This is a genomic window from Turicibacter sp. T129 (assembly GCF_025594975.1).
GTDB classification, from domain to species: domain Bacteria; phylum Bacillota_I; class Bacilli_A; order MOL361; family Turicibacteraceae; genus Turicibacter; species Turicibacter bilis.
The window spans coordinates 1-13,510 of record NZ_JAMQUU010000106.1; the positions used below are offsets into that span (position 1 = coordinate 1).

Consider the following 13,510-nt stretch of genomic DNA (forward strand, 5'->3'; position numbering starts at 1 on the left):
CAAATATTATAGAACCAATAAAATAAAAAAAGACCTAATTGCTATATCGGAGCAATTAGGTCTTTTTTTTGTTTACATAGAGAGCAGTAGATGAGTCTAGATTCATCACATGAAGTAAAAATAGTTTTCATAAAGAGTAAATAAGTGTAATAAATTTGAATAAAAGGGATTTGAAGTGAAGGATTATGTATTTACTCAAGCGTGCACTCATATATTTACTATGGATGTAGAAGAGGTAATAAACGAATCTTAATTCAATTTAATAAGGGGGATAAGAGATGAAACAGTCAGGAGTTATACAACGACGATTAGTCGTATTGCTCTCAATCATTTTAATTTATTTTATAGCACTGTTTATTCGACTTGCGTATTTGCAAATTTTTAATTCAGGGACATTGGTTGACCGAGCCGAATCGTTATGGTCACGAAATTTACCGATTGAAGGACAACGTGGTATTATTTATGATCGAAATCATGATGCAATTGTTGAAAATGAGGTGGCACCATCTGTGATTGTCATCCCAAAGCAAGTCACAGATGTTGATAGAACGTCTGAAGTCTTAGCTGAAGTGTTAGAAGTAAGCGTAGAAGAAGCGAAAAGGCATGTCACACATGGTGTTTCCATTGAAAGAATACAGCCTGAAGGACGTAAACTTTCACTTGAGCAAGTTCAAGCTATTCAAGAGGCTAATTTGGATGGGGTATATCTGGTGAATGATGTGAAACGAAGCTATCCATATGGAAATTTATTAGCTCAAACAATTGGATTTACAGGAATCGATAACCAAGGGATTACTGGTCTTGAGTATGTGTATAATGATTACTTAATGGGAGAAAACGGGGTATGGAAATATTTTTCTGATGCCAAGGGGAACTCTTTACCACAATTTTCAGATGATTATGCTCCCGCTTCGCGAGGATTGGATATTGAGCTGACGATTGACTTACATTTACAAGAAATCTTGGAGCGAGAGTTTGAAAATGCAGTTGCTAAATATGATCCTGATCAAATGATAGGTATAATTATGGACCCAAATACAGGTGAAATTTTAGCAATGGCCTCGCGGCCAACCTATGACCCTGAAAACTATCAAGATTATGATCAAGAAATTTTTAACCGAAATTTACCAATTTGGTCAACGTATGAGCCAGGTTCAACCTTCAAAATTGTAACTTTTTCTGCTGCGTTAGAAGAAGGAGTCATGAAGCTTGAAGATCGCTTTTTCGATCCTGGTTATGCCATTGTTGATGGAGTACGTATTCGTGACTGGAAAGCTGGTGGACACGGTGATCAATCGATGTTAGAAGTCATTATGAACTCATGTAACCCGGGATTTATTGAACTTGGGCAACGTTTAGGGAAAGAGAAATTATTTGAGTACATTCGAGCTTATGGATTTAATGAAAAAACGGGTGTCGATATGTTAGGAGAATCTCAAGGAATTATCTTTAATCCAGACAACATTGGAAATGTTGAGCTAGCGACTTCATCATTCGGACAAGGAAACTCAGTTACACCGATTCAATTAGTAACAGCAGTGAGTGCCGCTGTAAATGGTGGAAATTTAATGCAACCTTATATTGTGAAGCGAATGTTGCATCCCTATACGAATGAAGTATTATACGAACGCGAGCCAAGCATCAAACGTCGTGTCATCTCTGAGGAAACATCGGAAACGATGCGTTATGCCTTAGAAATGGTTGGTGCACAAGGAAGTGGGAAGGGTGCGTATATTGATGGGTACCGTGTAGGAGGTAAAACAGGGACAGCCCAAAAAGCAAAAGATGGAGCATATATTAGCGGAGAGTATATTCTTTCGTTCGTTGGAATTGCACCCATGGATGATCCTCAGTTAGTTGTTTATGTAGCAATTGATAACCCGAAAAACACGGTTCAGTATGGTGGAGTTGTTGCCGCCCCAATTGCCCGTTCAATCTTAGCAGAGGCACTACCGTATATCGGAGTTGAACCTCGTGAAGAACAAATTGAGAAAAAATATCTATGGACAGATACAAAATATGTAACGGTTCCAGATTTTGTTGGGAAGGAGCCGAAAGAGATTGAATCTTCTTATCTGTATAATATTGAATATCACGGTGAAGGGACAAAAGTTATTTCTCAACAGCCAGCAGCCTTTTCACGTACCATTGAAGGTGGAACAGTTAGATTATATTTAGGCAATTAATATAAAGATTGGAGAGATAGTATGAATTTAGTAGAAATGAGTGATTTGTTAGGAATTAGATTTATAGGGGAAAACCAAGTTATTTCTAACTTAGCTTACGATTCTCGTGAAATCGAACCTGGGGGCGTCTTTTTTGCGATTAAAGGTCAGGATCAAGATGGACATGAATATATTGAAAAAGCTATTCAAAACGGCGCAATTGCCATTGTTGGAGAAGAAGATTTAACATTTGATATTCCCTACTTTCAAGTGTTCAATACTAAAAAAGCTTTGGCTGTCGTATCAAATGAGTATTATCAAACCCCATCAAAAGATATTAATTTAGTTGGTGTGATTGGAACGAACGGAAAGACGACAATTACCTACCTGATTCAACATGTGTTTGAATGTTTAGGGGTGGATAGTGGTTTAATTGGAACGAATGGTTCTTGGGTTGGACAAAAGAAAAAAGCGACACATACGACACCGATGAGTTTAGATTTGAATGATTTATTAAAAGAAGGGGTGAAACATAATTTACCCTATCTTGTTATGGAAGTTTCATCCCATGGGATTAAAGAAAATAGAGTGGATCAAATTCAATTCGATCGTTTAATTTTCACTAATATCACCCCAGAGCATTTAGATTATCATAAGACATTTGAAGATTATCTTTTTACCAAAATGAGACCATTTATTCAATTGAGTGATTATCAAGAAGATAAAGTAGCCATTATAAACTGTGATGATGAACATGCCGATTATTTTATTGGGGCAACAAATGGACGTATTCTAACCTATGGCTGCAAGCCTCACGCAGATTTGTTTGCCAAAGATATTGTTTATACGTTAGAGCGTACCGAGTTTTCGCTTTATGTGAAAGGGGAATTTGTGAAGCGAATGTCTATTCCTTTATTCGGTAAATATAATGTTTACAATGCTTTATCCGTGCTTGCCTATTTTTATTCTTTAGGATATGATCCATTAAAAATCGTTTCATTTATTGAAAATGTCTCTTCAATAGAAGGACGATTTGAATATTTAAAAACCCAAGATGGCGTGACAGTCGTAATTGATTATGCACATAATCCGGATGCTATTTTCCAAGTTTTGACCTGCTTAAATGTTATTGCGACAGGACAGATTATTACGGTTTTAGGGGCAGGTGGGAATCGTGATAAAGCGAAACGAAAGATTATGGGAAAACATGCAACACGTTTATCTGATCATGTGTTCTTTACGAGTGATAATCCACGAAATGAAGATCCACTGAGTATTATTTATGACTTATTATCTGGAACAAGTAGTGTCAATTATACAGTGATTGTGGATCGAGCAAAGGCTATTGAAGCTGCGATAAAAAAAGCAAAGCCGAATGATTTAGTTGTTGTTTTAGGGAAGGGACATGAAAAAACCCAAAATATTAATGGTAAAATTGTTCCTTTTAATGATAAAATAGTCGTTGAAGAAGTGATTAGAAAAAGGGGTATATAAAAATGTTAAAATCAACTTTATTTGTATTAATTTTCTCATTTTTTATCGCAACGATTATCGGACCATTCTTCATACCTTTTTTACATCGTTTAAAATTTGGTCAAGCGATTCGTGAAGAAGGTCCGCAATCTCATCGGAAAAAATCGGGAACACCAACTATGGGAGGTATTATTTTCATCACCTCGATTGTTGTTATTTTATTAGTAACAGTTTTCTTTACGAAGTATGCGACAATGAGTAATGAGTTAATGATGCTACTTTTAACTCTTGTCGGATTTGGTGCGATTGGTTTTGTTGATGATTTTATTATCGTTGTTCGAAAAAATAACGAAGGACTTAAACCAAAGCAAAAATTATTAGCTCAACTTGTATTAGCAGCAGTCTTTTTCTATCTATTTTTAAAGAGCGGTTATTCAACAGAGTTATCTTTCTTTAATTTATTTAATATTAATTTATATTGGGTTTATGGATTATTCATTTTATTTTGGATGGTTGGATTCTCAAATGCAGTTAATTTAACAGATGGATTAGATGGATTATGTGGTGGAGTGAGTGTCATTACTTTTGGGACATTTGGAATGATTGCCATCGCTCAACAACAAGTTGGAATTGCTTTATTCTGTTTTGCAGTTGTAGGCGCATTATTTGGATTCTTAGTTTTCAACTTAAATCCTGCTAAGGTATTTATGGGTGATACGGGATCACTTGCGTTAGGGGCAGCCATTGCAGCTGTTTCAATTCTCTTAAAACAAGAGTTACTATTAGTCATCGTTGGATTAGTTTACGTGATTGAAACTTTATCTGTCATCATCCAAGTTGCTTATTATAAACGTACACAAAAACGTATTTTTAAAATGGCCCCAATCCATCACCACTTTGAATTATGTGGATGGAGTGAGTGGAAAGTCGTGACCTTCTTATGGGCTATCGCATTAATTTGTGGAGTAATTGGTTTACTCATTGCCATTTAAGAAGATAGAATAAACTTTTATTAAAGGGAAGATTCTTATGAAAAAGACGATTAAATACGAAAATAAAAAAGTATTAGTCATTGGATTGGCTAAGAGTGGGAAGGCAGCTGCGCGCCTTTTACATGAATTAAACGCGGATGTAGTAATTAATGATCGTAATCCATTAGAAGAGAATCCAGATGCGGTTGAAATGATGGCAGAAGGATTCGAAGTCGTGACAGGCGGGCATCCATTAGAGCTGTTAGATCAAGGATTTGATTTAATTGTGAAAAATCCAGGAATTCCATATCGTAAAGTTCCGTTATTAATGGAAGCCATCAAGCGTAAGATTCCAATTTTAACTGAAGTGCAGTTGGCTTATGATATTAGTGAGGCACCATTTATCGGAATTACAGCAACAAATGGGAAGACAACGACAACGACGTTAATTTATGAAATGTTAGAAGAAGGTCAATTAAAACCATTAATTGCTGGTAATATCGGAGAAGTAGCGTCTTTAGTTGCACAGCAAGCGTCTAAAGAACAAGTATTAGTAACTGAGTTATCATCTTTTCAATTAATGGGGATTGATTCATTTACGCCGCAAATTTCACTGCTATTGAATATTACAGAAGCGCATTTAGATTATCATACAGATATTGATGAGTATCGCCAAGCAAAGTTGAATTTAATTGCAAATCAAACGGCTGATCAGTTTTGTGTTTATAATGCAGAAGATGAGGTTATTGTCAATGGATTATCACGTACAAAAGCCACTTGTGTTCCATTTTCTTTAACAAGTGTGGTCGATGGTGCTTATTTATCTGAAGGAGATGTCTACTTTAAGGATGAAAAGATTATTGATATTGAATCTATTTTGTTAAAAGGTGACCATAATCTTCAAGATGTCTTAGGTGCTGTTGCTGTCAGTAAATTATATGGTTGTGACACAGAAGCCATTAAGCGTGTGTTAAAGCGATTCGTAGGAGTGAAACATCGACTTCAATATGTTGATGAAGTGAATGGTGTTAAATACTATAATAACTCTAAAGCAACCAATGTAATCGCAACTCAAACAGCGTTGAAGGCGTTTGAAGATTCTATCATTCTATTAGCGGGTGGATTAGATCGTCAGCATGACTTAAGTGGATTGCTCCCTTATTTCTCTAAGATCAAAGCTATTGTGACATTTGGAGAGACGAAACATCGATTCAAAGCATTAGCTGATGAGCACCAGATGCCATGTATCGTAGTAGAGACATTAGACGAAGCAGTAAAGGAATCAGCTAAACTTGCCACGGCAGGTGATCATGTTTTACTTTCACCCGCTTGTGCAAGTTGGGATCAATATCCTAATTTTGAAACACGTGGGGATCACTTTATTGAGTTAGTTGAACAATTAAAGAATAAATAAAGTGTCTGGCTAAAAAAGAAGAGCTTAAACTAAGCTCTTCTTTTTTATGATTATGTTTATTAAAATGTATACTAATGAGGATTTAAAATGTTGATTTATATCTATAGCGAAATATCATTTGTAGTTTTTACTCATGCGATCTGTAACAAAAAAATGCGCATAACTTATATCAAAATGGTCTCTATGTTAAAATTCATGTTCAAATTAGGCTAAAATCTTGTCGCCTTATATATAACCCTAGATAAGTTTTTTGATATCCTAAAAACCTGTATTTGGACAATAGGATGTTTTGAATGGTAGAAATATTAACTATTTAGATTGCTAGAGTAAATGTAGAAAATATTTCTGTATATAGGGAGGGATTGGACGTTATTTGATAATAAAATTAAACTCCTATCAATTGGGATTGATAGGAGTTTTTTAGAAAGCTTTTTACTAAGTAAGGACATTTTACAGAGTGTTGAATACACTATTAGTGGCTAGAACTATACGTATTTAAAGGAGTAGAGCCAATGAATTACTTCATGTAGCGACTAATATTCAAGATGATTCCAATTGATAATAAAGTAATTGTTAGAGATGAACCTCCATAACTCATTAGCGGTAACGTGATTCCGGTAACAGGAAGAAGTCCAATGACAACTCCAATATTTATCATGACTTGAATCATTAGCATGGACATAATTCCAACGACGATATATTTTGCAAAAAGGTCATCTGTTTTAAGGATAATATAGGCACATCTTGCAAAAAATAAAATAAATAGAATAAGAATACCAACTGACCCTATAAATCCTAATTCTTCTGAAACAACTGCAAAGATGAAATCGGTTTGTGGTTCAGGTAAAAAGAAGTGTTTTTGAACACTATTTCCAAGTCCTATTCCGAATAGTCCCCCTGGAGCGATAGCATAAAGTGATTGAATAATTTGAAATCCTGATCCTCTTGGATCACTCCATGGATCAAGATAAGCTGTAATTCGTTCAAGACGATAAGGTGCAGAGATAATAAGAGCGACAATTCCAGCAACACCAGTTAAAATAAAATACATGAAGTAACGGATTGGCACACCACAGATAAATAGCATAACAAATCCTGTAGCAACAATGACCATCCCACTTCCAAAATCGGGTTGTAACATAATAATTCCAAACACAAGTAGAATAAAGAAAAGAAGCGGGACAACGCCTTTTTTAAATGTCTTTGCTTCTTCAACATAGTTACTCATATATTTTGCTAAGAAGATAATTAATCCAAGTTTCATGAACTCTGATGGTTGTAAAGAAAAGGCTCCAATTCCAATCCAACTTCGTGCACCTCCACGGACAAGTCCTATTCCTGGAACGAGAACAAGTATTAATAGAACTAAACTAGTAAAGAAAAAGGGTGTGGCATACTTTTTGTAAATTTGATAATCAATTCGTGAAATGGCAATCATACCTACAACTCCAATGGCGGCAAATAATAATTGCCGTTTGAAAAAGTAGAAGGCATCGTCAAATTTATACTCTGCCCAAATATATGAAGAGGAGAGAACAAAAATTAAACCGATGGTACTAATACTTAAAGCGAGTAGTAGGGTTAGTAAATCAATTGAAGGTAATTTATTTTTCATTGGAATTCCCCTTTGGTTTAAAATATATAGTAATGTATATGATAGAAGATGGATTGATTTGAAATAAAATCAAAAAAACATAAAAATAAATGTATCTATTTCCATAAATAACAATATATTGTATAAAAAAATAAGAAAAAAATATAAAATCAGACATTATTTAGATGAATTTTAAATTAAGCTAACGGATTTTGTTTAAAGTGTGTTAAAATATAAAATGATAAAAAAGACGATTCAGTCTAATAAGGAGTGAGAATATGCGCGTCCTTGTCACTGGTGGTGGGACAGGTGGTCATATTTACCCAGCACTTGCAGTCGTTCGAACATTGCAACAAGTAGATGACCAGTTAGAAGTTTTATACATAGGAACTGAAAAAGGATTAGAAAATGAAATTGTAACTCATGAAGGGTTACCATTTAAACATATTGAAATAGCAGGATTTAAACGCTCATTATCATTAGAGAATTTTAAGACGATTATGAAGTTTTTTAAATCAGTTTCGGTTTCAAAAAAATATATTAAAGAGTTTAAACCAGATGTTGTCGTCGGTACCGGTGGCTATGTCTGTGGGCCTGTTGTGTACAGTGCCGCTAAATTAAAAATTCCAACGATTATTCATGAACAAAATAGTTTGCCTGGTGTGACGAATAAATTCTTAGCACGCTATGTTGATAAGGTAGCCATTTGTTTTGAGGAAGCACGTTCGTATTTCCCTCAGAATAAAGTCGTTTTAACAGGAAATCCAAGAGCTACTGAAGTTGTATCGACATTAAAGGTTGGCAAAAGTGCTTTAGGATTAAATCCTCATAAAAAGACAGTCATGATTAGTGGGGGTAGTCGTGGTGCAGAGCCAATTAACGATGCTTTTATTTCAATGATTAAAGAGTATGAAAAAGCAGATTATGAAGTTGTTTTTGTAACGGGGAACAAACATTATGAAGCCATTAAAAATCGTATTGAGAATGTAGAAGAATTACAAAATGTACATATTTTACCATTCATTAATAACATGCCTCAATACTTAGTTAATATGGATTTATTTGTCGGACGTTCAGGTGCAACTTTCTTAGCGGAAGTCACAGCTTTAGGCGTTCCATGTATTTTAATTCCATCTCCATATGTTACTGCGAATCATCAAGAGTATAATGCACGAAGCTTAACAGATCATGGTGGAGGCGTCTTGTTACTTGAGAAAGAGTTAACCGGGGATCGCTTATATAACGAAATAGATAGGATTATGAGAGATGATCAATTACGTCTAAATATGCAAAACACCTCAAAGCAACTTGGAATTCCAGATGCAGCACAACGTCTGATAACATTGATGAATGAAATTATTGAAAAAAAGTAGGTGTTTTTAATGTTTAAAAGTTTTATAGAAGAGTATACAAAAAACAATTTAGGACTTTTATTAGAAAATGAGCCACTTGCAAAGCATACGACGTTTCGTGTGGGAGGGCCTGCTCGTATTTTTGTAACGCCAAATTCAAAAGAATCTCTTGTTCAAACATTAACATTAATTCGTGAACTCGATCTAAAATATAAAGTAATTGGAAGAGGTTCGAATTTACTTCCATCGGATCAGTTATTCGAAGGAATCATTGTGAAGTGTGATAAAGGATTAGATCACATTGAAATCAAAGAGAATACAGTGACTGTTGGAGCAGGTGTATCAACCATCTTACTTGCTAATCGTGTAGCAAAAAATAATTTATCAGGATTAGAATTTATTTCAGGTGTTCCGGGTTCAGTGGGTGGCGCTATTTACATGAATGCAGGTGCTTATAATAAAGAGATTAAAGATATTTTAATAAAAGCGCTAGTAATTGATGGAGAAGGACAGTTAATTTGGTTATCTAATGAAGAATTAGAATTTGCTTATCGTACCTCTATTCTCCAAGATAAAAAGAATTGGACAGTTGTTGAGGCTGTGTTAGAACTTGAACCGGGAAATTATGAAGAGATTGCTGAGTTAATGAAAGTTCGAAAAGTTCGTCGTATTGAATCGCAACCTACGAATATGCCTTCAGCTGGTAGTACATTCCGTAATCCGCTACCTCATTATTCATGGAAATTAATTGAAGACTCAGGCTTACGTGGTGTTCGTATTGGGGGGGCTGAAGTTTCAAAGAAGCATTGTAATTTTATTGTTAATGTTGGGGATGCAACAGCACAAGATATTTATGAACTAATTCAACATGTTCAATCGGTTGTTTTAGAAAAGCATGGAATTGAATTACACCCAGAGGTTGAAATGTTTAACTGGTAGGTGAGGGGAGAATGGCAGTAAAAAAAGTTGTTTCAATAGAGCAATATCGTCAAAAATCAAAGAATAAACCTAAAAAAAGACTAAAGAAGAAGGTTAAAAGCTTCTTTTTTAGTCTCTTTATTATACTTATTGTTGGGAGTATCTTTTATTTTACATCATCATTGAGTAAACTATCGGTGATTTACTTTGAAGGATTACACTATGTTTCACGTTCAGAGTTAATTCATCTGACGGGTCTAACGTATCAAGATTATTTTCTTGAGTTAGACACGGAAAAAATTGCGACTGATATTTTAAAACATCCACTGATTACGAATGTAACCGTGAAGAAAACAGGGCTAAATCAGTTGAACATTGAAGTGAAAGAAAAAGATATTATCGGATGTGTTGAGCTTGATGGTGGTTTTCGCTATGTTTTAAGTGATGGAAGGTTAATTGCTAATGATCAAGCGATAAATGTAACTTGTCAAGGTACAGTTATTTACGGTTTGACTAAAGAAACGTTGAAGGAGTCAATTTTAAGTTTATTTATTCAATCAATGACAAAACTTGATCCTATTCTAATTAATTTAATTAAGGAAATTCACTATGAACCAATGTATGGAGATATTAATCGTTTTTCTCTCTTTCTAAAGGATGGGAATACCATTAATGTAAATAGTTATAGTATGGTCAATAAGCTTAAGTATTATCAGACAATGGTCGACAAAGTCTCAAGTTTGTATGAAGGCGTAAAAGGAACCTATCACTTAGATGTAGGAGACTATTTTGAGCCGTATTCAAGCTCTGGAAAGGTTCTATTAAGGGATGAAAATAATGGCTTATTAACTGAAGAGTAGACTGTGGATAAATAATGTGTATAATGTGTGATTATCCCGATGATATTTTGTAAATAGTCTTTTCTTTGTTATAAAAATATAGTAAAATAAATTATGATATTGTGGTAATAGACCCATATGTTAGTGGAGTGGTTTGAGGTGAAAAATAATATTTATGCTTGCTTAGAAATAGGTTGTGCAGAAGCTAGAATGATGGTGTGTAATATTAGGCAAGAGCGCCTCTATGTATTATCGCAGCAATCCGTTGTAGCAACTGGAATTGAAAATGGAAATGTCGTCAATGTGAATCAAATCGTTGAAAAATTAAAGCTATTAAAAGCTAATGTTGAAGCAGATTTAAAGCAAGACATTCAAAATGTTTTATTAGCTGTTCCTAGCGTAGAATGTCGCATTGATAATGTGGCTAATTCGTTGGAGCTTGACCCTAATCAACCAATTAGTCATGCTAATATCAAACAGTTGTTCCGTGATATTATTAATCAGCCAACATATCATGATCAAGTAGCCATTAATATTGTGCCGCGAGCTTTTGTTGTAGATGATAAAAATGCGATTCAAAACCCTCTTGGTATTATTGGAAAACAATTGATCTTACATGCACAAAAAGTCACTGCCTCTGCCTCGTTAGTTTACAACTTAATTAACATCGCTGAATTAGCAGGATTTAGAATTGCAGATATTGTTTTGGGAAGTGTTGCAGAAACGATGTACGCTCTTACGTCAGAACAGTTGAAAAAAGGAGCTTGCCATGTCAATATCGGGAAGGATATGACAACAATTACAGTGGTTCACTCAGGTAAAGTTGTCTCTTCTGTCTCTTTATCAACGGGTGGAAAAGATGTGACACAACACATAAGTGATGCATTTAAAGTAGATGAACAGACAGCAGAAATGTTAAAGTTAAACTTTGGTCGAATTTATCATGAATCAACTGCTCCCGAGATTATTTATGCTGATGATTTAGATGGTCAGTTTGTCTGTGTTACACGTCAGATGTTAACAGATATTATTACATCTCGTTATGAAGCAATTTTGAAGGTAGTTAAACAATATTTAATTGAAAATTGTTATAAACATGACCAGATGCAATATATATTTACAGGTGGTGCAAGTGAGATTGAAGGGTTTAATTTGTTAGCAAAAGCAATCTTTGCTCAAGAGGTAACTGTCTTTACTCCTTCAATGCTTGGAGCTAGAAGTGCTAAATATGTAAAATTAATTGGGATGGCAACATTTATTCATGAAATGTCGTTGTTGACTGGACAAAAAAGTAATATAATTGACTTTGACCAATATGCGAATGTCATACCAGATTCACCTTTGAGTATGGTTGAATCTATATCAACAGAGGTGACACCTAAAACAAAAGGGCATGACAGAACATTTATGGATCATAAGTTAGAAAACAGTGGTGTATTAGTCCGTATTTTCGATATGATATTTGATGAAAAAGTAGAATAGAAGTAAAAGTAAGAGGAGGTTTCAGGGATGGAAGGTTTCGGATTTGGAAATGAGTTTACGTATGCCCCAAGAATTATTGTAATTGGTGTTGGTGGTGGAGGTAGTAATGCTGTCAACCGAATGATTGAAAATGATGTACAAGGTGTAGAATTTGTGGTTGTTAATACAGATGCACAGGCATTAAATCTTGCTATTGCTGATCGCAAATTCCAAATTGGACGTGATTTAACTCGTGGTTTAGGTGCAGGTGGAAATCCTGAAGTAGGTCAACATGCTGCCGAAGAAAATTTAAGCGAGCTTAAAGAATTAGTAAAAGGAGCTGACATGGTCTTCATCACTTGTGGTATGGGTGGTGGAACTGGTACAGGTGCTGCCCCTGTTATTGCTAAAGCTGCAAAAGAAAGTGGAGCGTTAACGGTTGGGATTATCACGCGTCCATTCACATTTGAAGGAAAACGTCGTACTGATTTCGCATTACGTGGAATCGCGGAACTAAAGGCTAATGTTGATACATTAATTTCAGTTCCTAATGATCGATTATTACAAATCGTTGATCGTACAACACCAATGTTAGAAGCATTCCGTGAAGCGGATAACGTATTGCGTCAAGGGGTTCAAGGAATTTCAGAAATTATCGCAGTACCAGGTTTAATCAATCTTGACTTTGCTGACGTTAAAACGGTTATGCATAACAAAGGTTCAGCAATCATGGGAATTGGTCTTGGAACGGGAGAAAACCGTGCAACTGAAGCTGCTAAAAAAGCTATTGCAAGTCCATTACTTGAAAATGATATTGATGGAGCAACGGATGCAATTATCAATATTTCTGGTGGGATGGATATTGCCCTATTTGAAGTTGATGAAGCGTTACGTACAATTCGTGATGCATCAACAACTGAGATTAATATTATTTATGGGGCAACAATTAACCCTGATTTAGGTGAAGATTTAATCGTTACAGTCATCGCAACTGGATTTGACGAAACAAATGCAACAGCAAAGCCAGTTGAAATGTTAATTGGTGATAATCGTAACAAGAAAACATCAACACCTCAATCAGAGCAGGAAACACAACCATCGGCTGAACAACCAAAACCATCTCAACCAAAACGTCAACCATTTGGTGGAGATAGTGTAGAAATGATTCCGAACTGGTTAATGAACCGTTATAAATAAGAGAGAGCTTAGCTCTCTTTTTTTATGTGCGCCCGGCATGGGTATTATCTAACGGGTTAAAGTCCCGAGTACGTCCAAGTAGCGGAAAGTACATAGCCTAAGACAAGGGTGTCCTCTGCGAGGAGG

The 13,510-nt window shown here is 35.2% G+C and carries 10 protein-coding genes; 9 read left to right on the forward strand and 1 reads right to left on the reverse strand.

Features of this window, described 5'->3' with window-relative positions:
* The first annotated feature begins 278 nt into the window (after positions 1–278).
* From NEH75_RS13055 to murD, 4 genes are read left to right on the forward strand one after another with little or no spacing between them, the layout of a single operon-like run.
* A complete protein-coding gene (locus NEH75_RS13055; RefSeq protein WP_262948999.1) occupies positions 279–2,186 on the forward strand; it encodes a stage V sporulation protein D in 1,908 nt (635 codons plus the stop codon).
* 21 nt (positions 2,187–2,207) lie between these two features.
* The gene (locus NEH75_RS13060) at positions 2,208–3,659 is read left to right on the forward strand and encodes a UDP-N-acetylmuramoyl-L-alanyl-D-glutamate--2,6-diaminopimelate ligase (RefSeq protein WP_055243192.1); all 1,452 of its coding nucleotides are present in this window, start codon (positions 2,208–2,210) and stop codon (positions 3,657–3,659) included.
* A gap of 2 nt (positions 3,660–3,661) precedes the next feature.
* Positions 3,662–4,630 (forward strand): phospho-N-acetylmuramoyl-pentapeptide-transferase, encoded by a 969-nt coding sequence (mraY, locus tag NEH75_RS13065; RefSeq protein WP_055243191.1) that lies wholly within the window; start codon positions 3,662–3,664, stop codon positions 4,628–4,630.
* 37 nt (positions 4,631–4,667) lie between these two features.
* On the forward strand, positions 4,668–6,023 hold the full coding sequence (gene murD, locus NEH75_RS13070) for a UDP-N-acetylmuramoyl-L-alanine--D-glutamate ligase (RefSeq protein WP_262949001.1): 1,356 nt from the start codon (positions 4,668–4,670) through the stop codon (positions 6,021–6,023).
* Between the two features lie 517 nt (positions 6,024–6,540).
* Here the strand turns inward: murD and spoVE are convergent.
* On the reverse strand, positions 6,541–7,638 hold the full coding sequence (spoVE, locus tag NEH75_RS13075) for a stage V sporulation protein E (protein WP_055243189.1): 1,098 nt from the start codon (positions 7,636–7,638) through the stop codon (positions 6,541–6,543).
* Positions 7,639–7,895: 257 nt separating this feature from the next.
* Between spoVE and murG the strand changes: the two genes are divergently transcribed.
* The 5 genes from murG to ftsZ all read left to right on the forward strand — a co-directional run bounded on the left by murG (position 7,896) and on the right by ftsZ (position 13,384).
* Positions 7,896–8,990 (forward strand): undecaprenyldiphospho-muramoylpentapeptide beta-N-acetylglucosaminyltransferase, encoded by a 1,095-nt coding sequence (gene murG / locus NEH75_RS13080; RefSeq protein WP_055243188.1) that lies wholly within the window; start codon positions 7,896–7,898, stop codon positions 8,988–8,990.
* Positions 8,991–8,999: 9 nt separating this feature from the next.
* Positions 9,000–9,908, forward strand: coding sequence for a UDP-N-acetylmuramate dehydrogenase (murB, locus tag NEH75_RS13085; RefSeq protein ID WP_262949003.1), 909 nt, complete (start codon positions 9,000–9,002; stop codon positions 9,906–9,908).
* Between the two features lie 11 nt (positions 9,909–9,919).
* Positions 9,920–10,747 (forward strand): cell division protein FtsQ/DivIB, encoded by an 828-nt coding sequence (locus NEH75_RS13090; RefSeq protein WP_055304647.1) that lies wholly within the window; start codon positions 9,920–9,922, stop codon positions 10,745–10,747.
* A gap of 138 nt (positions 10,748–10,885) precedes the next feature.
* Complete coding sequence (locus NEH75_RS13095; protein WP_238581157.1) at positions 10,886–12,208, forward strand: cell division protein FtsA; 1,323 nt, start codon at positions 10,886–10,888, stop codon at positions 12,206–12,208.
* Between the two features lie 27 nt (positions 12,209–12,235).
* On the forward strand, positions 12,236–13,384 hold the full coding sequence (gene ftsZ / locus NEH75_RS13100) for a cell division protein FtsZ (protein ID WP_055275014.1): 1,149 nt from the start codon (positions 12,236–12,238) through the stop codon (positions 13,382–13,384).
* The last annotated feature ends 126 nt before the right edge of the window (positions 13,385–13,510 follow it).